The sequence below is a fragment of the Dyella sp. A6 genome, assembly GCF_036320485.1.
GTDB classification, from domain to species: domain Bacteria; phylum Pseudomonadota; class Gammaproteobacteria; order Xanthomonadales; family Rhodanobacteraceae; genus Rhodanobacter_A; species Rhodanobacter_A aluminiiresistens.
The window spans coordinates 2,446,575-2,469,803 of record NZ_CP132911.1; the positions used below are offsets into that span (position 1 = coordinate 2,446,575).

21 protein-coding genes and 1 pseudogene are annotated in these 23,229 nt (G+C 68.0%); all 22 read left to right on the forward strand.

Translation table 11 applies throughout. From position 1 onward, the window contains the following. Positions 1–263 precede the first annotated feature (263 nt). Positions 264–2,996 (forward strand): annotated as a pseudogene (locus RA164_RS10925) (TonB-dependent receptor domain-containing protein); the annotation flags it as partial. Between the two features lie 55 nt (positions 2,997–3,051). After that, a complete protein-coding gene (locus RA164_RS10930) occupies positions 3,052–4,641 on the forward strand; it encodes a DUF5597 domain-containing protein (RefSeq protein WP_329740882.1) in 1,590 nt (529 codons plus the stop codon). A gap of 246 nt (positions 4,642–4,887) precedes the next feature. After that, positions 4,888–5,988, forward strand: coding sequence for a Glu/Leu/Phe/Val dehydrogenase dimerization domain-containing protein (locus tag RA164_RS10935; protein WP_329740883.1), 1,101 nt, complete (start codon positions 4,888–4,890; stop codon positions 5,986–5,988). Between the two features lie 338 nt (positions 5,989–6,326). Next, positions 6,327–6,584 (forward strand): acyl carrier protein, encoded by a 258-nt coding sequence (locus RA164_RS10940; protein ID WP_329740884.1) that lies wholly within the window; start codon positions 6,327–6,329, stop codon positions 6,582–6,584. 13 nt (positions 6,585–6,597) lie between these two features. Continuing rightward, a complete protein-coding gene (locus RA164_RS10945) occupies positions 6,598–7,368 on the forward strand; it encodes a glycosyltransferase family 2 protein (protein WP_329740885.1) in 771 nt (256 codons plus the stop codon). Continuing rightward, positions 7,356–7,985: an outer membrane lipoprotein carrier protein LolA gene (locus RA164_RS10950; protein WP_329740886.1), complete on the forward strand. Its 630-nt coding sequence runs from the start codon at positions 7,356–7,358 to the stop codon at positions 7,983–7,985. Before RA164_RS10945 ends, RA164_RS10950 begins: the two co-directional genes overlap by 13 nt. After that, a complete protein-coding gene (locus RA164_RS10955; RefSeq protein ID WP_329740887.1) occupies positions 7,982–10,378 on the forward strand; it encodes an MMPL family transporter in 2,397 nt (798 codons plus the stop codon). Before RA164_RS10950 ends, RA164_RS10955 begins: the two co-directional genes overlap by 4 nt. 316 nt (positions 10,379–10,694) lie before the next feature. Then, positions 10,695–11,918 carry a beta-ketoacyl-ACP synthase gene (locus RA164_RS10960; protein WP_329740888.1) on the forward strand — a complete coding sequence of 408 codons (1,224 nt, stop codon included), beginning with the start codon at positions 10,695–10,697 and terminating at the stop codon, positions 11,916–11,918. Continuing rightward, positions 11,918–13,165: a beta-ketoacyl-[acyl-carrier-protein] synthase family protein gene (locus RA164_RS10965; protein WP_329740889.1), complete on the forward strand. Its 1,248-nt coding sequence runs from the start codon at positions 11,918–11,920 to the stop codon at positions 13,163–13,165. The genes RA164_RS10960 and RA164_RS10965 overlap by 1 nt, the downstream gene beginning before the upstream one ends. Next, positions 13,162–13,962 (forward strand): beta-ketoacyl synthase chain length factor, encoded by an 801-nt coding sequence (locus tag RA164_RS10970; protein WP_329740890.1) that lies wholly within the window; start codon positions 13,162–13,164, stop codon positions 13,960–13,962. The genes RA164_RS10965 and RA164_RS10970 overlap by 4 nt, the downstream gene beginning before the upstream one ends. Further along, a complete protein-coding gene (locus RA164_RS10975) occupies positions 13,938–14,729 on the forward strand; it encodes a lysophospholipid acyltransferase family protein (RefSeq protein WP_329740891.1) in 792 nt (263 codons plus the stop codon). The genes RA164_RS10970 and RA164_RS10975 overlap by 25 nt, the downstream gene beginning before the upstream one ends. Before the next feature lie 23 nt (positions 14,730–14,752). Next, a complete protein-coding gene (locus RA164_RS10980) occupies positions 14,753–15,013 on the forward strand; it encodes a phosphopantetheine-binding protein (RefSeq protein ID WP_459553955.1) in 261 nt (86 codons plus the stop codon). Continuing rightward, on the forward strand, positions 15,001–15,549 hold the full coding sequence (locus RA164_RS10985; RefSeq protein ID WP_329740893.1) for a COG4648 family protein: 549 nt from the start codon (positions 15,001–15,003) through the stop codon (positions 15,547–15,549). The genes RA164_RS10980 and RA164_RS10985 overlap by 13 nt, the downstream gene beginning before the upstream one ends. Further along, positions 15,546–15,902 carry a 3-hydroxyacyl-ACP dehydratase FabZ family protein gene (locus RA164_RS10990; RefSeq protein ID WP_329740894.1) on the forward strand — a complete coding sequence of 119 codons (357 nt, stop codon included), beginning with the start codon at positions 15,546–15,548 and terminating at the stop codon, positions 15,900–15,902. Before RA164_RS10985 ends, RA164_RS10990 begins: the two co-directional genes overlap by 4 nt. Continuing rightward, entirely contained in the window at positions 15,899–16,885 is a 987-nt protein-coding gene (locus RA164_RS10995) for an LpxL/LpxP family acyltransferase (protein ID WP_329740895.1), read from the forward strand. The genes RA164_RS10990 and RA164_RS10995 overlap by 4 nt, the downstream gene beginning before the upstream one ends. Beyond that, a complete protein-coding gene (locus tag RA164_RS11000) occupies positions 16,857–17,306 on the forward strand; it encodes an acyl-CoA thioesterase (RefSeq protein ID WP_412731103.1) in 450 nt (149 codons plus the stop codon). Before RA164_RS10995 ends, RA164_RS11000 begins: the two co-directional genes overlap by 29 nt. Before the next feature lie 32 nt (positions 17,307–17,338). Further along, positions 17,339–18,073 carry a class I SAM-dependent methyltransferase gene (locus RA164_RS11005; RefSeq protein ID WP_329740897.1) on the forward strand — a complete coding sequence of 245 codons (735 nt, stop codon included), beginning with the start codon at positions 17,339–17,341 and terminating at the stop codon, positions 18,071–18,073. Further along, positions 18,070–19,263, forward strand: coding sequence for a beta-ketoacyl-ACP synthase (locus tag RA164_RS11010; RefSeq protein WP_329740898.1), 1,194 nt, complete (start codon positions 18,070–18,072; stop codon positions 19,261–19,263). The genes RA164_RS11005 and RA164_RS11010 overlap by 4 nt, the downstream gene beginning before the upstream one ends. Beyond that, entirely contained in the window at positions 19,260–19,733 is a 474-nt protein-coding gene (locus RA164_RS11015) for a hotdog family protein (protein WP_329740899.1), read from the forward strand. Before RA164_RS11010 ends, RA164_RS11015 begins: the two co-directional genes overlap by 4 nt. Then, on the forward strand, positions 19,726–20,454 hold the full coding sequence (gene fabG, locus RA164_RS11020; protein WP_329740900.1) for a 3-oxoacyl-ACP reductase FabG: 729 nt from the start codon (positions 19,726–19,728) through the stop codon (positions 20,452–20,454). The genes RA164_RS11015 and fabG overlap by 8 nt, the downstream gene beginning before the upstream one ends. Before the next feature lie 32 nt (positions 20,455–20,486). Next, positions 20,487–20,930 (forward strand): excinuclease, encoded by a 444-nt coding sequence (locus RA164_RS11025; protein WP_329740901.1) that lies wholly within the window; start codon positions 20,487–20,489, stop codon positions 20,928–20,930. A gap of 82 nt (positions 20,931–21,012) precedes the next feature. Next, a complete protein-coding gene (gene yccS, locus RA164_RS11030) occupies positions 21,013–23,178 on the forward strand; it encodes a YccS family putative transporter (protein ID WP_329740902.1) in 2,166 nt (721 codons plus the stop codon). Positions 23,179–23,229 lie beyond the last annotated feature (51 nt).

The window sequence follows — 23,229 nt, forward strand, 5'->3', positions numbered from 1 at the left end:
CCCCGCAATCGCCCCACGCCCCAACGCTCCGTCAACCCCACCCCGCTGAGGAAACGTCTATGTTTATGGACAAACGCGATACCCGAATCCACGCTTCTCCCTCCATCGCCTCCCGACATGCGCGCCGGGCGCTGAGCCATGCCATCCACGGCGCCTTGATGTTGTTCCTGCTGGCCGGCACCGGCACCCTGCATGCCCAGGACAACGGCACGACCGATACCAGCAGCAAAGGCGCTGACGTCAAAAAGGCGAAGAATCTGGAAGCCGTCACCGTCACCGGTTCGCGTATCCGCCGTGTCGACGTCGAGACAGCCAACCCCGTGGTCACCCTCGACCGGACCGCGATCGAGGACACAGGCAAGCCGACCCTGGGCGACCTGGTGCAGGAGCTGCCCTCGATCGCGGGCAACGCCACCAACCCCTATACCAACAACGGCGGCGGCACCGGCGCATCCACCGTCTCGCTACGCGGCTTGGGCGACAAGCGCACGCTGATCCTGGTCAACGGTGTGCGCCTGGCCTACAACGACATCAATGCGATTCCCGCCAGCATGATCGAGCGGATCGAAGTCCTCAGCGACGGCGCCTCGGCGGTGTACGGCTCTGACGCGATCGGCGGCGTGGTGAACTTCATCCTGCGCGATCATTTCGACGGCGTGCAGGTATCCGGCGATTACGGCACCAGCTCGCGCAGCGATGCCAACCGCCGCAATTTTTCCATCACCGCCGGCCACACCGGCAGCAACTACAGCGTGATCGGCGGTCTTTCCCGCAGCAGCATCGATGCGTTGTCCGCCGGCTCGCGCAGCTATTCGAAGGACGCGCTCTACCTGATCGACGGACAGACGGTGAAGGAAGGTTCGTCGGCGACCCCTTATGGCTCGATCAGCTTCAATGACGGCTCGGCGGCATCCACCGCACTGGCGACTGCCAACGGGTGCTCGCGGGTCACGCTCAACCATGGCGTCAGCGGCACCGCCAGTGCCGGCGATTTCCACTGCTACAACTCCAGCAGCGACTCGTACAACTACCAGCCCTACAACCTGCTGCAGACACCGCAGAAGCGCACCAACGCATTCCTGCTGGCCAAGTACCAGATCAGCGACAACGTCTCGGCCTACCTCAACACGTACTTCAGCCAGACCAAGTCCTCGTCGGTGATCGCGCCCGTCCCGATCTTCGCCAACGGCGACAACTTCCTGGTTTCGGCCAACAGCTACTACAACCCGTTCGGGGTCAACTTCGGTACCGACCGCAGCACCGGCACCTCGTACAACGACCTCAACACCCGCCTGACCGTGCTCGGCAACCGAAGCTACGAATACACCACCGACAACCTGCAGGTGAATCCGGGCCTGCGCGGCAACTTCGGCGACAGCTCCTGGCAGTGGGATGCCGACATCAACTACGGTCGGGTCAGGCAGACCTCGATCAACTACGGGTTCCTGAACTACGCCAAGTTCGAGCAGGCCATCGGCCCCTCGTTCATGGATACCGACGGGGTGGTCAAATGCGGCACCCCCGGCAATGTGATCAGCAGTTGTACGCCGCTGAACATCTTCAACATCAACGACGCATCCAACCTTTCCACGCTGCAGTCGATGGTGGTCAACCCCAGGTTCAGCAGTGTCTATACCGTCAAGCAGGTGGAAGCCAATGCCAACGGCGACCTGTTCGATCTGCCTGCCGGTACGGTCAGCCTGGCCACCGGACTGTCGTATCGAAAGGAAAGCACCTCGAGCCAGGCCGATGCGCTGTATACCGCGGACGAGAACGGCCTGTGCGGCGTGATCGAATTCTGCGCCTCGAACCTGGCCGGCAGCTTCAACGTCAAGGAAGCCTATGCCGAGGCGCTGGTGCCGCTGCTGGCCGATCTGCCGGGCGTGCGCTCGCTGAACATCACCGTAGGCACGCGCTGGTCGGACTACAGCACCGTGGGCAGCAAGACCAACAGCAAGCTGGCGCTGGAATGGCGCCCGATCGACGACCTGCTGCTGCGCGGCACGGTGTCCCAGGTATTCCGTGCCCCGAACACCAGTGAGCTGTATGCCGGCGTGGCCGGCGACGCCGCCACCGTCAACGATCCCTGCAACGGTTACACCGGTGGCCATGCGGCAGCCTGCGCCAACGTACCCACCAACGGCAGCTATCAGCAGGCCGACGGCCAGATCTCCGGCAAGGTCTCGGGTGCCGTGGTGGCCGGGTACCAACTCAAGCCGGAGACCGGTCGCTCGTATGACTTCGGCTTTGTCTATGACCCGCACTGGCTGGAAGGCCTGTCGGTGAGTGTGGACAACTGGCGGATCGACCTGCAGGACACGATTTCCACGGTGTCCGCGCAGACCGTGCTCAACCAGTGCTACGCCAACTCGGCCAGCGCGTTCTGCGCCCTGATCCACCGCAATGGCAATGGCACGATCAACTACGTCGCCGAGCCGACGGTGAACCTTGGCAAGCTGTGGGTCGCCGGCACCGATTTCTCGGCCAACTACAAGTTCGCCAGGACCGACTACGGCCGCTTCATCGCCAGCCTCAACGGCACCTACATGAAGCGCTACGACATCAACCCGGACACCACCGACCCCAGTTCGGTGGTCATCCGCAACGCCGGCATCTACACCTATGCCTACGGCAACTTCCCGCGCTGGCGCGGCCTGGGAACGCTAAGCTGGGCACGCGGCCACTGGAGCGCCTCCTGGCAGATGCGCTACATCGGCAAGACCCAGATCGGCAGCTCCGACCCGGCCCAGGGCCTGTCCGCCGATTACGATATAGCCAATGCCGTGCGCAAGATCGGTGCGGTCGTCTACCACAACCTTCAGGTGGGCTACGACTTTGCCCGCTGGCATACCAAACTCCAGCTGGGTGTGGACAACCTGACCGACAAGCAACCCTCGCTGTACTACGCCAACAATGTCACCAACGCCAACACGGATGTCGCCACCTACGACCTGCTGGGGCGTTATTACTGGATGCGCGCCACGGTGAAATTCTGATCCATCGCGTCAAGGCGGCCGGCCATGGCCGGCCGCCTCGGGAACCCATAGCAAAATGACAGTACGAACCTGCGTCCGCCCCCTGCTGGGCGTCCTCCTGGCGGCCTCGGCCTTTTTGGCCCAGGCCGGCGAGCCTCCGCAACTGGTCCATCACGATGGCCGTTTCGCCCTGATGGTGGACGGCCGGCCATTCACCGTACTGGCGGCGCAGCTCAACAACTCCAGCGCCTGGCCGGACGTGCTCCCGGAAGTCTGGCCCGCAGTCGAGGCCGTGCATGCCAACACCGTCGAGGCACCGGTGTACTGGGAACAGTTCGAACCCCGGCCGGGCCAGTTCGACTACACCAACATCGATGCGCTGGTCACCCAGGCCCGCGCTCACCACGTGCACCTGATCCTGCTGTGGTTCGGCACCTGGAAGAACGGCCAGATGCACTACGTGCCCACCTGGATCAAGGACGACCCGACGCACTACCCACGCATGCTGGACGCCGATGGCCAGCCGATCGAAGTGCTCTCGCCCTACTCGGCCGCCAACCTGCAGGCCGACCGCACGGCCTTCGTCGCGCTGATGAAACACCTGCGTGCGATCGACGGCGACCGCCATACGGTGATCATGGTGCAGGTGGAGAACGAACCCGGTGCCATCGGCACCGTGCGCGACCACGGCGCTGCCGCCGACCGCGCGTTCGCCGGCCCGGTGCCGACGACGCTGGCACAGGCGCTGCACAAGCCGGCCGGTTCGTGGCGCCAGTTGTTCGGCGCCGATGCCGCCGAAGCCTTTGCCGCCTACGGCATCGCCGATTACATCCAGCAGGTGGCGGCCGCCGGCAAGGCGGTGTATCCGCTGCCGATGTACGTCAACACCTGGCTGCGCTACAAGGGCAAGCACCTGCCCGGGATCGACTACCCCAGCGGCGGCGCCACCTGGAACGTGCTGGACATCTGGAAGGCGACGGTGACCTCGATCGACCTGATCGGCACCGACCTGTACACCGACGACTATCACGAGTTCACCCGCGTGGTCGGCCAGTACCACCGCCCGGACAACCCGAGCTGGATCTCGGAAACCGGCTTCGAGGCGGGCACGGCGAAGTTCCTGTTCTACATCCTGGGCAAGGGCGGCATCGGCTTTTCCACCTTCGGTGTCGACGGCCACGACACCGACGCTGCCGGCAAGGCAGCCAGCCAGGCCTATGCGCGCAACTACGGGGCCATCGGCGCGATCGACCGCATCGTGGCGTCAGCCGCCTATGAGGGACGTCTGCAGGCCGTGGTCGAGCAGCGCGGCCAGCCGAAGCGCGTGTTGCGTTTCGGTCACTGGCGGATCGATGTGTCGTTCGGCGCGCCAGCCTGGGGCGACGCACCGCCGATCCTGGCCGGCAACCCGCACGACAACGGCCACGTGCTTGTCATACAGCTTGACCCGCACACCTTCCTGGTCACCGGCTTCCATGCCCGCGTCGAGTTCAAGCGCACGGCGCAGGACGGCCGCCGCGGCCAGCTGTTGCGCGTCGAGGAAGGCGATTTCGAGCATGACGGTCGCTGGCATTCGCGTCGCTGGCTCAATGGCGACCAGACCGACTACGGCCTGAATTTCGGCGACGACAGCCGGCTGCTGAGGGTCACGGTCGGCAGCTACTGACAATCGCCGCATGCCGCGCCCGCGCACCGGCCTGCGGGCCGGTGATGGTGCGGCGCAAGCTGTTGCCTCCGTCGGTGGAGGACTACAATGCACCCCGTCCACGAACCGCCATGCTCCGCCTGGCGGTTTGTTTTTTAAGCACAATCAAAGAGTTGAAGGTGCGTACACGGACATGCCAAGGCATGCACGCGCTGCGTAGTACCGCCCTCCTTCGGGCACTCCATCCACGACGTTATCCGTATCCCCATGATCTTTGAAACCATCTCCCATACCGACCACGAGCAGGTTGTTTTCTGCCACAACCGCGACGCCGGCTTGAAGGCCATCATCGCGATCCATAACACCGTGCTGGGCCCCGCACTGGGTGGTCTGCGCATGTGGCCGTACAAGACCGAGCAGGATGCCGTGAACGATGTGCTGCGCCTGTCGCGCGGCATGACCTACAAGAACGCCGTGGCCGGGCTGAACCTGGGCGGCGGCAAAGCGGTGATCATCGGTGACCCGTCGAAGGACAAGTCCGAGGCGCTGTTCCGCGCGTTCGGCCGCTTCGTCAACACGCTGGGCGGCCGCTACATCACCGCCGAGGACGTCGGTATCGACGTCAACGACATGGAATACGTGTACCGCGAAACCGAGTACGTGACCGGCGTGCACCAGGTGCATGGCGGCTCGGGCGACCCGTCGCCGTTCACGGCCTACGGCACCCTGCAGGGCCTGATGGCCACGCTGCAGTTCAAGTACGGCAGCGAGGACGTGGGCAAGTACAGCTACGCGGTGCAGGGCTGCGGCCACGTCGGCGGCGAGTTCATCAAGCTGCTGCGCGAGCAGGGCGCCAAGGTGTTCGTCACCGACATCAACAAGGAAGCCGTGCAGCGCTGCGTGGACGAGCTGGGCTGCGAAGCGGTGGGCCTGGACGAAATCTACGACGTGGACGCCGACGTCTACGCGCCGTGCGCGCTGGGCGGCACCGTCAACGAGCAGACCATCGACCGCATCAAGGCCAAGATCATCTGCGGCCCGGCCAACAACCAGCTGGCCACCGACGCGATCGGCGACGAGCTGACCCGCCGCGGCGTGCTGTACGCACCCGATTACGCGGTCAACGCCGGCGGCGTGATGAACGTGTCGCTGGAGATCGACGGCTACAACCGCGAGCGTGCGATGCGCATGATGCGCACGATCTACTACAACCTGGGCCGCATCTTCGAGATCAGCAAGTCCGAAGGCATCCCGACCTACAAAGCAGCCGACCGCCTGGCCGAAGAACGCATCACCGCGATCGGCAAGATCAAGCTGCCGCACATGGGCAACGGCACCCGCTTCCAGGGTCGCATGCGCGGCCAGTAAGCGGACCAGCCAGCCATGCTCCCGACGAGCCCGGCCATGCGCCGGGCTCGTTCGTTTCACGCCGGCCGTCACGCATTCGCGCAGGCGGCTTCAATCGACCGGCAAGCCTGCTAAACTGCGGGCACAAAAGATGTGCAAGGCTTTGCCGGCAAAGGCAAAGCTGCGATCAGGGGGCCCGTTTCGCGGGCAGCCGGCACGGCCGGTGTCAGGCAGATCCAGCGGTAACCGGGATATCCGCGCCCAGGGCCTTTTGCGCCCGATGCACGGAGGCCCATGGCTGACTGCGGCACGCAGTATTCACCAAGGCAGGAACAGGTAGAACCGTTATGAGCAGCATCATGGAAGCAGGGATTAGCGACGAGGAGATTCTGGACAAGCTCCGCGACGTGCTGCGCGACACCTTCGAGATCGATCCTGCCCGGGTCACCCCCGGCGCCCACCTGTTCACCGACCTGGAACTGGATTCCATCGACGCGGTGGACCTGGCGATCCAGGTGCAGGAAATGACCGGCATGCGGATCAAGCCGGAGGACTTCAAGAACGTACGCACGGTGGGTGACGTGATCGCCACGGTGCACGCCCTGCTCGAGCGCTGACGCCGCACGCGCCATGCGCCCCGACGCTCGTTTCGCGCCCTGCGCGCTGATCCCCATCTACAACCACGGCAGCACCATCGCACGCACCGTCCAGGCCCTGCGCACGCATGGCCTGCCGGTACTGGTGGTGGACGACGGCAGTGACGCGGCCACACGCGCGATCCTCGACGGCCTGCTTCGCGACGAGGCCGGCATGACCCTGATCCGTCTGCCGCACAACCAGGGCAAGGGCTGTGCCGTGGCGGCCGGCCTGCGGGCGGCGCATGCGGCCGGCTACACCCATGCGTTGCAGATCGATGCCGACGGCCAGCACGACACCGCAGACGCACCGCGCTTCATCGCCGCCGCACAGCACTGCCCGTCGGCGCTGGTCTGCGGCTGCCCGGAGTACGACGAAAGCGTGCCGCGCGGGCGCCTGTACGGGCGCTACGTCACCCACGTCTGCGTGTGGCTGGAAACCCTGTCGCTGGCGATCCGCGACTCGATGTGCGGCTACCGCGTGTATCCGCTGGATACCGCCTGCGCTGAACTCGACCGTGCTCCGGTGCCGGCACGGATGGACTTCGACACCGAAATCGCGGTTAGGCTTCACTGGCGCGGCGTGCCGGTGCGCAACCTGCCGACCCGGGTGATCTACCCGGAAAACGGCTTGTCGCACTTCCGCATGCTGCGCGACAACCTGCGCATCAGCGCGATGCATACGCGTCTGCTGCTGGGCATGCTGCCCCGTGCGCCACGCCTGTTGTGGCGCCATGTTCGTGGAGACCAACCATGCGACGTCTGATCGCCCCGCTGCTGCTCTGCATCCTGCTGCTTGTCGGGGTGCTGCCGCCCGGCCATGCGGACGGCACCGACCAGCCACTGCTGCAGCAGATTTTGACCGGGTTGGCGCGCCACCACGCCGTGCGTGCCGACTTCGTGCAGACCCGCTCCAACCCGGCCCTGGCCAGACCCCAGACCAGCCACGGGCAGCTGCTGTTCGTGCTGGGCCACGGCATGCTGTGGCAGACCGTGGCACCGTATGCGGAAACGCTGGCGTTCACCGGCACCCGGGCGGCGCGCATCGACGCGCAGGGGCGCGCGCAGCGCATGCACGACGCGCGCGGCGTGAGCCAGATCTCGCAGATGCTGCAGGCGATGCTGGCCGGCCACGTCGACACCGTGCGCCGCCAGTTCGACATTTCCGCCAGCGGCACCGCCTCGGCCTGGACCCTGCGACTGGTGCCGAAGCAGGAGCGCGTGGCGCGCGTGCTCGGCAGCATCGTGCTGAGCGGCGACGCGTTCCTGCAGGACATCCGCATCGCCATGCGCGATGGCGGCGGTACCGACATCCGCTTCAGCCACAGCCGCGATGCAGCCCGCTTCAACCCCCTGGAAAAACAGGTGCTCGGCCTGCCATGAGTCCGCGTCTGACGCTTCGCGCCGGGGCCTTCGCCGTCGCGCTGCTGCTGATTGCCGCTCTGGGCGCATGGCTGCTGTTCGGACGCGGCCGCCTGCCGATCCAGACCGACCTGCTGGCGATGCTGCCTGCCACCGAACAGCAGCCGCTGGCGGAAGCCGCGGTACAACGGCTGGCCCACGCCAACGGCGACCGCATCGTGCTGCTGGTGGAGAACACCGATGACCGTCGCGCCAAGGCGGCCGCCCGTGCGCTGGGCAAGGCGCTGACGCCGCACAAAGTGTTCCGCTCGGTGCTGGCCGAACTGCCGCCGTTCGACCTGAAGCAGATGGTCGCGCCCTATCTGGCGCACCGCTTCTTCCTGCTGTCGGATACCGACCGCGCCGCAATGAACGCGCCCGGCTACGATCCGGCACAGGCGCTGGCGCAGCGACTGAACGCGCCCTTCGTCGACGGTGTGGGCACCACCCTGCAGGACGATCCCTTCGGCTGGCTGCAGCACTGGCTCGGCACCCAACCGTGGAGTCGCTCGCCGCTGCTGCCGGAAGACAATCTGCTGGTTGCGCACACTGGTGGCCGCACCGATGTGCTGGTCACCGCCACGCTGGCCGGCTCGTCCTACGACGACAGCGTGCAGCAGCGCGTGCTGGCCGCCGTGGACGATGCGGCCCGCCGGATCGAGCACGACCAGCCCGGCACCCGTGTGCTGCGTACCGGCGCGGTGTTCTATGCCGCCGCCGCGCGCGCCGGCGCGGAGCACGATGTGCACCTGGTCGGTTGGATCTCCACCTGCGGCATCGCGCTGCTGCTGATCGGCATGTTCCGCTCGCCCGGACCGCTGCTGCTGGCGTTCCTGTCGACCGCCGCGGGCGTGGTGTTCGCCACCGTGGCCAGCCTGCTGGTGTTCGGCCAGATCTACCTGCTGACCCTGGTGTTCGGTGCGGCCCTGTTGGGCGAGGCGGTGGACTATTCGATCCAGTACCTCACCGCGCGCGCCAATGCCGGCCCCGGCTGGCAGGCCGCGACCGGCCTGCGTCAGGTGCGTCCGGCGCTGCTGCTGGCGCTGGCCACCTCGCTGTTGGGCTATGCCCTGCTCGGGCTGGTACCGTTTCCCGCTCTGCGCCAGATGGCAGTGTTCGCGATGAGCGGCATGCTGGCGGCCTGCCTCAGCGTGTTCTGGCTGCTGCCGGCACTGCTGCAGCGCCCTGCCGGACCGCTGTCGGCCGCGCCGGTACGCTGGGCGCTGGCCCTGCAAAACGGCGTCGGCCGCGCCAGCCGGGGACCGCGCGGCGTGCTGCTGGCCGTCGGCTTGCTGCTGCTGGCGCTTCCCGGCTGGTACCGGCTGAGCCACGACGACGACGTGCACCTGCTGATCTCGCCGCCGCCCTCGCTGGTACAGCAGGAACACCGCATCCGCGAAATCGCCGGCATCGGCAACAGCAGCCAGTTCTATCTGGTACAGGGCGCCGACACCCAGCAGACCCTGCAGCGCGAAGAGGCACTGGAACAGCGGCTGCAGGCGCTGGTGCATGACAATCGCCTCGACGGCTGGATTGGACTGGCCGGCATGGCTCCTTCGCGTACCCGCCAGCAGGCCGATCACGCGCTGCTGGCACATGCTCTGTTCGCGCATGGCGCCAGCGCCAGTGCGGACGATGCGACCGTCCGCGCCCGTCTGCAGACACTGCTGGTCGCCGGTGGGCTGCGCGCCGATGCAGCGGCAGCCTATGCCGATGCGTGGCCGGGCTCGCCGCTTAACTTCAAGACCTGGCTGGCATCGCCGATGGCCACGCCGTTCCGTTATCTGTGGATGGGCTGCGGCCGACACGGTTGCGGCTCCATCGTGCTTCCACAGGGCGACCCCGGCGATGCCCGGCTGCGCCGCGCCGCCGCTGGCCTGCCCGGCGTAACCCTGGTCGACAAGGCCGCCAGCGTGTCGCGCCTGTTCGGCCGCTATCGCCGCTACGCCAGCATGTGGCTGCTTGCGGCGATCGTGCTGATCGTGCCGGTGTTCGGCTGGCGCTATGGCTGGCGGCGCATGCCGCGCGTACTGGTGCCACCGGTGCTCGGCATGGCGCTGGCGCTGGCCACGCTGGGTTACCTCGGCCAGCCGCTGACCCTGTTCCACTGGATGGCGCTGATGCTGGTGCTGGGCGTGGGCGCCAACTATGCGGTGTTCCTGCACGAGGGCGAACCGCACACCGCACACCGCCCCGGCGCGATGTACGCCAGCGTGCTGCTGTCGGCGATCACCGCCCTGCTTTCGTTCGGTCTGCTGTCGCTGAGCTCGATGCCTGCGTTGCGGGATTTCGGGCTCACGCTGTTGCTGGGGATCGGTTTCACAGTGTTGCTGGTGCCGGCGAGTCGGCATCCAGGCGGGGAGGGGGCGACGTGATCCCGATGGCGACTGCCCGTCAGCTGACGGTGCGATGTGAGACCGGTCTTGCCCCACCATGGCACTTCGAGTCGCCCCGTGCAGGAAGCAGAGCGGTTTCGACCGCCTGCCGGCGGCCGAGTCACCTTCTCTTGCTTGCCCACGCCGCCGCTCCCGGCGGCGGCGCGGGCCGGCAAAGAAAGGGGGTTCGGGTCGCGGCAGTGGCTCGAAACCGCGCTGTCCATTGCGACAACGCAAACGCGTCGAAAGTCCTGGCACACAGAAGCACCACGACTAATCCAACAAACCTGATTTCACCGACAAGGATGCCGCCCCCATGAAACGTGTCGTCATCACCGGCATCGGCGGTATCACCGCGCTGGGCCACGACTGGCCGACCATAGCCGCACGCCTGCGCGAGGGTCGCAATGCCGTACGCAGGATGCCCGAATGGGATTATTTCGACGCGCTGAACGGACGCCTCGGCTGTCCGGTCGACGACTTCAAAGTGCCGTCGTGGCCGCGCCAGAAAACCCGCTCGATGGGCCGTGTCTCGCAACTGGCAGTGGCCGCCAGCGAGCACGCACTGCGCGATGCGGGACTGCTGGACGAGGTGTCGATCCGCGATGGCCGCATGGGCGTGGCGTATGGCTCCTCCGGCGGTAGCGTCGCACCGATCCGGGTGATTGGGCGCATGCTGGAAACCGGCTCGATGCAGGGCGTCACCGCCACCAGCTACATCCAGATGATGGCGCATACCACGGCGGTGAACGTGGGCGTGTTCTTCGGCCTGCAGGGGCGCATCATTCCCACGTCCAGTGCCTGCACGTCCGGCAGCCAGGCGATCGGCTACGGCTACGAGGCGATCCAGCAGGGCAAGCAGACGCTGATGCTGTGCGGTGGCTCCGAGGAGCTGTCGGGACCGGGTGCAGCGGTGTTCGACACGCTGTTCGCCACCAGCACACGCAACGACGAGCCGCAGCTGACCCCGCGTCCGTTCGACCGCGCGCGCGATGGACTGGTGGTCGGCGAAGGCGCCGTCACCCTGGTGCTGGAGGAGTACGAACACGCCAGGGCCCGCGGCGCGACGATCCACGCCGAGATCGTCGGCTTCGCCTGCAATTCCGATGGCGCACACATCACCCAGCCCAGCGCCGGGACGATGGCGGTGGCGATGCGCCTGGCGCTGGCCGATGCGAATCTGCCGCCGTCGGCGATCGGCTACGTCAGCGCCCACGGCACCGCCACCGATCGTGGCGACGTGGCGGAAAGCCACGCCACCCATGACGTGCTCGGCCCGCAGGTGCCGGTGAGCGCGATGAAAAGCTATGTCGGGCACACCCTGGGTGCCTGCGGCGCGCTGGAATCGTGGTGGGCGATCGAGATGATGCGCGCGGGCCGTTTCGCGCCCACGCTCAACCTGGACCAGCCCGACCCCGACTGCGCCGAACTGGACCACATCACCGGCAGCGAGCGCACCATCGCCACCGACTGCGTGATGAACAACAACTTCGCCTTTGGCGGCATCAACACCTCGCTGATCTTCAGGGCCTGCGACTGATGCGCCTGGTCGATGCCAACGGCCTGCCGCGGGTGGTGGTCACCGGCACCGGCTCGCTGTCCTGCCTTGGCGCGGGCAACCACGCGCTGTTCGACGGGCTCCGCCACGGACGCTGCGGACTGCGCAGCATGGCCGGTTTCGCCGCGCTGGACCTGCAGGCACGGGTCGGCGGCCCGGTCGACCTGGCCGGACTGCCGGAGCCGCCGCGCAAGCTGCGCCGCTTCCTGGCCGCACCGGGTCTGTACGCCTGGCATGCATTGAACGAGGCGCTGGCGCAGGCCGGCCTGACGAACGAACGGCTGCAGCGCGACGACTGCGGTCTGGTGCTCGGTGGCGGTGCCGCCCTGAGCGAACACGAGGCGGCTCTGGACAGCCATCGCGCCCGCGGCGTCGGCCGGCTCTCGCCGTTCATCGTGCCGCGCGGCATGAGCAGCGCGCTGTCGGCCAGCGTGGCGCACGCCTTCGGCATCGGCGGTATCAGCCTCACCATCAGCTCGGCCTGCACCAGCAGCGCGCATGCGATCGGCCAGGCGATGGAGCTGATCCAGCTCGGCCGCCAGCAGGTAGTGATCACCGGCGGCGCCGAGGAACTGCACGACAGCACCGCGATGTGGTTCGACGCGATGCATGCCTTGTCGCCACAGCACGATCCCGCCCTCGCCTCGCGCCCCTACCACCCCGGGCGCGACGGCTTCGTGCTGGCCGCGGGTGCCGGCGTGCTGGTGCTGGAATCGCTGCAGCACGCGATGGCGCGCGGTGCCGTGGTACTGGCCGAGCTGGCCGGCTACGGCAGCGCCACCGACGCCGCCAGCATGGTCGGCCCGGGTGCCGACGGCATCACCCGCGCGCTGCGCCAGGCGATCGACCGCGCCGGCACCCTGCCCGGCTACATCAACACGCATGCCTGCTCCACGCCGCAGGGCGACCTTGCCGAGTGGCAGGCGATCCGCACCGTGTTCGCCGAACGCGATCTGCCAGTGCCGCCGCTGTCGTCGATCAAGGGCCTGATCGGTCACGCACCCGCCGCCGCCGGCGCGCTCGACGCGATCGCCAGCCTGCTGATGATGCAACACGGCATGCTGCTGCCCGGCCGCGTGCCGGTACCACGCGACGAGGCGTTCGCCGACGCCCCGCTGCCGGATGCGCCACGCGCGTTGCCGCTGGACAGCGTACTGTCGGGCAACTTCGGTTTCGGCGGCAGCTGCACCGCCCTGCTGTTCCGGCGCTGCGCGGAGGCGGATGCATGATCGACATACGCATCGACGACTGGCGCGGCTGGGCGCCGGGGCTGGAAACGCCGGCGGCGTGGCAGGCCTGGGCCGAAGCCCCGCATGTCGTGCACGACGACGGCCAGCTGCAGCCGGCCTGCGCGTTCCTGCCCGCCATGCAGCGCCGCCGCCTGAGCCGGCTGGCGCGCATGACGCTGGAAACGGCATGGCCGCTGTGCGGCGAACACGAGCAGTTGCCGTTCGTGTTCGCCTCGCGCCACGGCGAAACGCCGCGCACGCTGGCCCTGCTCGGCGACATCGCCGACGGACAGCCGCTGTCGCCCACCCGCTTCGGCCTGTCGGTGCACAACGCGATTGCCGGACAGTGGTCGATCCTGCGCGGCCAGCATGGCGAATCTACCGCCATCGCGGGCGAGGCCGACGTGTTCGAGCATGCGGTGCTGGAAGGCGCCCTGCAGCTCGCCGCGGGCGCGCCGGCAGTGCTGGTGGTGGTGGCCGAGGAACTGCCGCCCGCGGCCTACGCGCAGTGGATCGACGACGTGCCGTTCTCCTATGCTGTGGCCCTGCGAATGGGGAACGTCGGACAACCCGACGGCGACGCGGCCGGCAACGACGCGAGCGGCCGCAGCCGGGCAAGCGGACTTGGCCGGGCGAGCGGATCGGGCTGGCGGCTGCAGCAGGCGCGCAACACGACGGGTGGCGCGCCCTGCGCATGGCCGCATGCACTCGACTTCCTGCGCGCACTGCTGGTTCGACAATCGTCACTGGAACACCTATGGAAGGCACGCCGATGGAACTGGCAACAGCGGACCTGAACCCGCGCACCGACGCATGGGCGTGGCGCCTGTTAGCCACCGGCGCCAGCTTCGTGCTGTTCGGGCTGGGCGGGCTGCTGCTGCGCCTGATCATCCTGCCGGTACTGGCCTGCCTGCCCGGCGACGCCGTCGCGCATCGCCGTCGCGCGCGTGCCGCGATCAGCCGCGCATTCCGCCTGCACGTGTGGTTCATGCAGCGCAGTCGCGTGCTGGATTTCCGCATCGAGGGCGCCGAGCGGCTGGGCCGCCCCGGCCAGATGATCGTGGCCAACCACCCGTCACTGATCGACGTGGTGTGCCTGATCGGCCAGGTCCCCGACGCCAACTGCGTGGTGAAGGCCGGCCTGTTCGGCAATCCCTGCACGCGCGGACCGGTGCATGCGGCGCAATACATCAGCAACGACGGCAGCATGAACATGCTCGAAGACGCTACCGGGGTGCTGCGCGAAGGCCAGTGCCTGGTGGTGTTTCCCGAAGGCACGCGCACGCAGCCCGGACAGGCACCGGTGTTCCATCGCGGCGCGGCCGCCATCGCCCTGCGCGGCGCCCGTACGATCACCCCGGTATTTATCACCGTCGAACCGACCACGCTGACCAAGGCCGAGCCCTGGTACCGCATACCCGCACGCCGCGTGCAGGTATGCCTGCGCGTGGGCCAGGATATCGATCCCGCCACCTTCACAGCCGACGCGCCGCTGCCGATCGCCTCGCGCCGGCTCAACGACCATCTGCACCATCTATTTCTCAGGGAGCTCGCCGCCTCGTGAATGCCGTCAACGACCACGCCGCGCTGGAACAGGACATCGCCCGGCTCATCATCGACACGCTGAATCTGGAAGACCTGCAGCCTGCCGACATCTCGCCCGACCAGCCGCTGTTCGGCGATGGACTGGGGCTGGACTCGGTGGACGCGCTGGAACTGGCGCTGGCCCTGCAGAAGCAGTACGGCATCCGTGTCGAGTCCGACGCGAAGCATGCACGCGAGCACTTCGCCACCGTCGCCAACCTCGCCCGCTACGTCGCCAGCCAGCGGCCCCCATGCGCCGACTGACTTCCATCCTGCTGCCGCTGATCGGCGTGCTGTATCCGTTCGTCGTCTACTTCGGCATGGAGAAGGTGGCGCCGCCGGTGTTCGCGCTGGTGCTGGGTGCGATCTGGCTGATCCGCGCGCCGGCCCTGCTGCGTGAACCGGGCGGACGCTGGATGGTGGCGGTGGCGCTGACCTACTGCGTGCTGCTGGCGGTCACCGGGGAAGCGCGGCTGCTGCGCTGGTACCCGACCCTGATCAGCGTGTTCCTGCTGGCCACCTTCGGCCTCAGCCTGGTCTACGGCCCGCCCATCGTCGAACGCATCGCGCGCATGCGCGAGCCCGAACTGCCGCCGGAAGCGGTGCCGTACACGCGCAAGGTCACCCAGGTCTGGGTCGGCTTCTTCGTGTTCAACGGCCTGGTCTCGGCCGCGCTCACGCTGTGGGCGCCGCTGACCTGGTGGACGCTCTACAACGGCCTGCTCGCCTATTTCATCATGGGCGTGCTGTTCGTCGGCGAGTGGCTGCTGCGCCAGCGCATGCGGAAGCGCTTTGCATGAACCCACCGCGCGAGGCCGAGCTGCTCGACGACCGCCAGGACGCCGGCGTGCACACGCTGCGCCTGCGCATCCCGCCGACGTTGGCCCACTTCGATGGCCACTTTCCGCAGGCGCCGGTGCTGCCCGGCGTGCTGCAGGTGCAGTGGGCACTGGCGCTGGCCGCGCCGCGCTTCGGCATCGCGTCCCGCTGTCGCGCGATGGAGGCGCTGAAGTTCCAGCGCCTGATCCGCCCCGGCGAGGTGGTGGAACTGGAACTGCGCATGGATCCCGCACGCGGCAAGCTGCATTTCGTCTACCGCGTCGACGGCACCCATTGTTCGTCGGGCCGCCTGCTGGTGGAGTCCACAGAGTGAACGCCACGCGCATGCAGGAACCGCACTGGGCCGCGCAGAAGGAGCGCGGCAGCTTCGCGCTGATGCGGCTGACCGCCTTCGCCATACGCTGCTTCGGCCGACGCCCGCTGACCCCGGTGCTGTACCTGATCGTGCTGTACTTCTTCGTGTTCGGGCGCCGCGCGCGGCGTCACGTCCGGCAATACCAGACCTATCTGGCCGAGTGGAGCGGACGCCCCGAACTGCGCCCCACCACCCGGCGCGTGTTCGGCCAGTTCATGGCCTTCGCCGACAGCCTGCTCGACCGCCTCGACGTGTGGCGCGGCAAGCTGGGCATCGCCCAGGTGCAGCTGCACGACCCGGGCGACGTGCGCGGCAAGCTCCGTCAGAGCCTGCACGGCGGGCGCGGGCAGATCCTGGTCTGCACCCACCTGGGCAACCTGGACGTGTGCCGTGCGCTGGCCGAGATGGAGGAACAGGTGCCGCTGAACGTGCTGGTGCATACCCGCCACGTGGCCCATTTCAACCAGCTGCAGAGCGAGGCCGGCGACCGCCAGCTGCGGCTGCTGCAGGTCAGCGAGATGGATGCGGCGCTGATGCTGGACCTGTCGCAACGGCTGGATCGTGGCGAATGGCTGGCGATCGCCGGCGACCGCGTGCCGCTGAACGATGGCCGCCGTGTCACGGTGGATTTCCTGGGCCATCGCGCCGCGTTCCCGCAGGGACCGTGGCTGATGGCAGGCCTGCTGCGTTGCCCGGTGAACCTGATGTGCTGCCTGAAGATCGGCGGCCGCTACCAGATCCGGCTCGAACCGTTCCTGGACTCGGCCGACTGGATACGCGGCCAGCGCGAACAGACCATTGCCGGATGGGCGCAACGCTACGCCGAGCGTCTTGCCCGACTGTGCCTGCTGGCACCGCAGCAGTGGTTCAATTTCTATGCCTACTGGCAACCCGACGGGGAGGATCATGCGGATGCGAACCCGCGGCGTGCTGCACGTTGACAGCGAAATCGTGGTGCCGTTCTACGACGTCGATTCGATGGACGTGGTGTGGCACGGGCACTACGTGAAATACCTGGAAGTGGCGCGCTGCGCGCTGCTCGACCACATCGGCCACAACTACACGCAGATGAAGGCCGAGGGCTACATGTGGCCGGTGATCGACGCGCAGCTGCGCTACGTGCGCCCCGCCCGCTTCGGCCAGCGCCTGCGCGTGCGTGCCGAACTGGTGGAATGGCAGAACCGGCTGAAACTGCACTACCTGATCAGCGACGCCGCCAGCGGCGAGCGCATGACCCGGGCCAGCACCGTACAGGTCGCCGTGCGGCTCGCCGACGGCGACATGCAGTTGGTCTCGCCCCCCGGCTTCGTCGAGGCGGTGGAGCGCTGCATGGCCGGTGTCATTTCCGGCGATCATTCGTGATCGTGACGATCAAAACGTTTGATACGACATCCATGACCTACGCCAGCGCCACCTATGTCGAAGAAACCCGCATCGGTTTCCGTTTCCTTGCCACGCACACCTGGCAGCACCATGTGCTGCGCGTGGCGATCAACGACCTGCGGCGCCTGCCCGGCGAAGCACTGCCGCAGGGCGGCACCCTGCTGGATGCCGGCTGCGGCCAGGGCAAGTCGTTCCGGCTACTGCGCGAGGCATTCGCGCCTGCGCAACTGATCGGCCTGGACGCCGATCCGCACAGCCTGGCGTGCGCCCGGGCGGAGGCGCAACGCGAAGGTATCGACGTACGGCTGATCGCCGCCGACTGCGCGCGGATCGACCTGCCCGATGCCAGCGTCGACGTGCTGTTCTGCCACCAGACCTTCCACCACCTGGTCGAACAGGAAAAGGCGCTGGCCGAATTCTGGCGTGTGCTGAAGCCGGGCGGCTGGCTGCTGTTCGCCGAGTCCACCCGGGCCTACATCGATACCTGGGTGATCCGCTGGTTCTTCCGTCACCCGATGCATGTGCAGAAGAGTGCCGACGAATACCTGGCCATGGTGCGCGCGCAGGGCTTCGTCTTCGACGACGCGAACGTCTCGCTGCCCTACCTGTGGTGGAGCCGCGCCCGCGATTTCGGCCTGCTCGAACGGCTGGGCCTGCGTGCGCCGCCACCGCCGGGCCAGCGCGAGGAAACCCTGGTCAACGTGGCCGCACGCAAACCGCTGCCCGAGCCGGAGTGCGCCACGTGAGCAGCGCGTATCTCAACGCTCTTGGCGTGACCTGCACGCTGGGCAGCGGCAAGGCTGCGGTGGCCGCGGCACTGTTCGCCGGCGACACCGGCAACCTGCGCGCCGAAGCGGGCTGGATTCCCGGCCATGCGCCGCCGATGGGTGCGGTGCGCACGTCACTGCCGGCCATCCACGCGCCGTGGTCGGACCACCGCGACAACCGCTGCAACCGGCTGGCCCTGGCTGCGGCGCAGGAGCTCGAGGCGGATATCCGCGCGGCGATCGCACGCTTCGGCAGCGACCGCGTCGGCGTGGTGATCGGCACCAGCACCGGCGGCATCGAGGAAGCCACCACCGGCGTGGCCGCGTGGCGTGAGCACGGCCGCTGGCCCGACGACTACCGCTATGCCCACCAGGAACTGGCCGGCCCAGCCGAGTTCCTGGCCGAATGGCTCGACCTGGCCGGCCCCTGCCATGTTATTTCCACCGCGTGCACCGCCGGTGCACGCGCCTTGCTGAGTGCGCGACGGATGCTGGATGCCGGTCTCTGCGACGCTGTGCTGTGCGGTGGGGTGGACACGCTGGCCCGGCTGCCGCTGAACGGCTTCCACGCACTGGAGGCGATGGACCACGAACGTTGCAAGCCGTTTGCGCGTGAACGCCGCGGCATCAACATCGGCGAGGCGGCGGCGCTGTTCCTGATGACCCGCGAGCAGGGCCCGGTGCAACTGCTGGGCGGTGGCGCCAGTTCGGATGCCTACCACATGTCCGCGCCCGACCCGGACGGAAACGGTGCCGTCGCGGCAATGCGTGCGGCCCTGCAGGACGCGCAGCTGGCGCCGGAACAGATCGACTACCTGAACCTGCACGGCACCGCCACCGAGCACAACGACCGCATGGAAAGCCGCGCAGTGGCCGAGGTGTTTCCGCACGGCGTGCCCTGCGCTTCCACCAAGGCGCTGACCGGCCACACGCTGGCGGCGGCCGGCGCGCTGGAAGCCGCGTTCTGCTGGCTCAGCCTCACCGACGAATCCGCTGCGCGCCGCCTGCCGCCGCAGGTCGCCGACGGCGAAACCGACCCGCAGCTGCCGGCGCTGCATTTCGTGCGCGTGGGTGACCGTCTCGCCGCGGGCCGTCCATGCCGGCTGATGAGCAATTCGTTCGCCTTCGGCGGCAACAATGCCAGCCTGATCCTGGGAGACGCCGCATGAGCGCGCCCGCCTATCCGCCGCTCGACACGTTGGTGCCGCATGCCGGCAACATGGTCTTGCTCGACGCGGTGATCGAAGGCGACGACGAACATATCGTGTGCCGCCGCACGGTTCGCGCAGACGGCCTGTTCGAGGACGCGGAAGGGCTGCCGGCCTGGGCCGGCGTGGAACTGATGGCGCAGGCCGTGGCCGCCTGGGCCGGTCTGCAGGCGCAGCGCGAAGGCCAGCCCGTGCGGCTGGGCTTCCTGCTCGGCACCCGGCAGTACCATTGCGACGTGGACGGCTTCGCACCCGGTACCGAACTGCGCGTGGAAGCAGTTCGCAGTTTCCACGACGCCAACGGCATGGGTGTGTTCGCCTGCCGCATCGATGCACCCGGCGGCCATGCCGAAGCGCGCCTCAATGTCTTCAGTCCGCCCGATCCGGACGCTTTCTTCGCCGCCATCGCGGGAGGTCCCCCACATGACTGACACCATCCTGGTCACCGGTTCCAGCCGCGGGATCGGCCGTGCCATCGCGCTGCGCCTGGCCCGTGCCGGCTACGACCTGATCCTGCACTGCCGCTCACGCCGCGACGAAGTGGAAGCGGTCGCCGACCAGATCTGCCTGATGGGCCGCGATGCGCGCATCCTGCAGTTCGACATTGCCGAACGCGAAACCTGCCGTGCCGTGCTGGAAGCCGACATGGAAACCTATGGCGCGCCCTATGGCGTGGTGTGCAACGCGGGACTGACCCGCGACGCCGCCTTTCCCGCGCTCAGCGACGAAGACTGGGACCGCGTGCTGCGCACCAATCTCGACGGTTTCTACAACGTGCTGCACCCGCTGGTGATGCCGATGATCCGCCGCCGTGCGCCGGGACGCATTGTCTGCATCGCCTCGGTCTCCGGGCTGATTGGCAATCGTGGCCAGGTCAACTACAGCGCGTCCAAGGCGGGTGTGATCGGTGCCGCCAAGGCACTGGCGGTGGAACTGGCCAAGCGCCAGATCACCGTGAACTGCGTGGCGCCGGGGCTGATCGACACCGACATGCTGGACGATGACGTGCCGGTCAGCGAGATCCTCAAGGCCATACCCGCGCAGCGCATGGGCACCGCCGAGGAAGTCGCCGCCGCCGTGCAGTTTCTGATGAGCCAGGACGCAAGTTACGTGACCCGCCAGGTCCTGGCCGTGAATGGCGGGCTGTGCTGAACCGTTTGACCCAACCCAAGGAGAACCATCGCATGAATGCAAAGACCCTCGGCCTCGCCGCCCTGCTGATCGCCACCCTGCCCACCGCCGTGTTGGCCAAGGACAAGACGGTCCACCTCGCGTTCGAACATGCCGTCCAGGCCGGCATGCAGAGCGGCAAGCTGGACGGCAGCGTGACGTTCTACCTTGCCGGCAACACACCGCATGGACGGGTCAGCGTGGTCAACGACAACATCACCACGCACAAGAAGACCAACGCCTTCGGCAAGTCCGACCAGACCAGCTGCGACTGGGCCATGCAGTCGGCGCTGATCAGCCTGCAGGCGGCGGCCAAGGCAGCCGGTGCCAATGCGGTGACCGACATCGTCAGCGTACAGAACGGCCAGACCTACAGCGACCCGAAGAACTACGAATGCCGCGTGGGCTTCCTGATGTCCGACGTGGACCTGAAGGCCAAGCTGGCCAAGGTGCACTGAGCCCCCGGCCGGCGCGGGCAATCGCTCGCGCCGGCCGCACGATGCGACGCTCGCGGCCCCGCCCTTGGCGTATCCTCGCAGCGTGAGCATCCCTTCCCTTTTCGTCTCCCGCTGGCGCCGCATGCTCGGCTCCGACCGCTTCGCCGAATGTCTGCGCGTGCTGCTGTCGCTGGGCGGCATCGTGGCCTACAGCCTCGCGTCCGGGCACATCACCCAGTCGGTGCCGCTGATGCTGGGCGCGATCGCCTGCGCGCTGGCCGAAACCGAGGATCACTGGCGCAACCGGCTCGGCACACTGCTGCTGACCCTGGCCTGTTTCGCGCTGGCCGCGCTGGCCGTGGAATGGCTGCTGCCGTTCCCCTGGGCGTTCGCCCCGGCGCTGGCGCTGATCACCTTCCTGCTGGTGATGCTGGGTGCGGCCAGCAGCCGCTACAACACCATCGCCGGCGCCACACTGATCCTGGTCGTCTACGCGATGATCGCCAGCGACGCGGTCGGCAGCCGCAGCGGCTTCCTGCGCATGCCGCTGGAACTGCTCGCTGGTGCCGCCTGGTACGGCGTGCTGTCGCTGGTGTGGAGCGCCCTGCTGCCGCAGCAGGCGGTGCGCCATGCGCTGGCCCGGTTGTTCGAGGCGCTGGCGGATTATCTGGATGCCAAGGCGGCGCTGTTCGCACCGGTGCGCGGAGTGGATCGCGGGGCACTGGCACTGGCGGCGGCACGGCGCAACGAGAGTGTGGTGCAGGCACTCGACGACATGCGCATCCTGCTGATCGACCGGATCGGCAACCGCCGTCCACGCGGTGCCACGGCACAGCGGCTGGCGCTGTATTTCATGGCCCAGGACATCCACGAGCGCGCCCATTCGGCCGTGCATCCCTACGACGAACTGGCGCACTCGCTGTTCCACAGCGACGTGCTGTTCCGCTGCGAATACCTGCTGCGCCGGCAGGCCGGCCAGTGCCGCCAGCATGCCGACCACCTGCGGCTGCGCGGCCCGTTGCCGCAGGACGATCGCGCGCACGAGGCACTGGACGACGTACGCAGCGCGATCGCCGAACTCGGCCGCCAGCCGGTACCGCCGACGCCCGCCATCCGCCAGGCGCTGGATGCGCTGTATCGCAACCTGGGCGCGATCCAGCGGCTGCTCGACCACGAAGCCGCAGCGAGTGTGCCCGAGCAGCACAGCCGCCACCCGCTGCAGGACCCCGCCCCCCAATCGCTGGCCGAGGGCTGGGCGCGCATCCGCCTGCAGCTGACGCCGCAGTCGTTCCGCTTCCGTCATGCGGTGCGTCTGGCGCTGGCCTTGCTGGCCGGCTATCTGGTGCTGCTTGCACTGCATCCGCGCAATGGCTACTGGATCATCCTGACCACCGTGTTCGTGTGCCAGCCCAGCTATGCCGCCACCTACCGGCGGCTGTCCGAACGTGTCGCCGGCACCGTGGCCGGCCTGGTGCTCGGCTGGGCCGCGCTGCGGCTGATGCCGCCCGGCCCCTGGCAGTGGCCACTGGTGGCGATCACCGGGATGGGCTTCTTCGCGTTCCGCCTGCGCCGATATGCCGCAGCCACCGCTATGATCACCGTATTCGTGGTGCTGTGCTTCAACCAGCTCGGCTACGGCGAGACCGTGATGTGGCCGCGACTGCTGGACACGGTCGCCGGCGCGCTGATCGCCGCGCTGGCGATCCGCTTCGTAATGCCCGACTGGCACGGGCGGCGGCTGCGCCTGGTGCTGGCCGACGCGATCCGCAGCGACGCGGACTACCTGGCACAGATCCTGGCGCAGTACGCCCACGGCCGGCACGATGACCTGGCCTACCGCATCGCCCGGCGCGATGCGCACAACGCCGACGCCAACCTCAGCGGGGTCGCCTTCGCCGTGCTGCGCGAGCCAGGACAACAGCGCGATGGCGACCTGCTGCTGCGCTTCCTGGCCGCCACCCACGCCCTGCTCGGCCACCTGTCGGCGCTGGGCGCGCACCGGCAGATCATCATCGCGTCCGGCGACGACACGCAGGTCGGCAGCGCCGGCGCGCAGGTCGTCGAGGCCCTGCGACAGCTGGCCCGACACCTGCAGACCGCTGAACCGACACGCTGGGCGGACATGCTTGCCGCACCTGGCGGGGAGCTGGCCGAACCGTCATCGTCGACCGGCGAGACCGCCCGGCTGGTGCTCGGACAACTGACCCTGATCGCCGGGCAGTGCCGCCGCGTGGCGCAGCTGGCGACCGAAATCGGCGACCGGCGCTGACGATGCCCATGCTGCGACGCATGACATTGCGTCGCGGCTGCCCGGCTATCA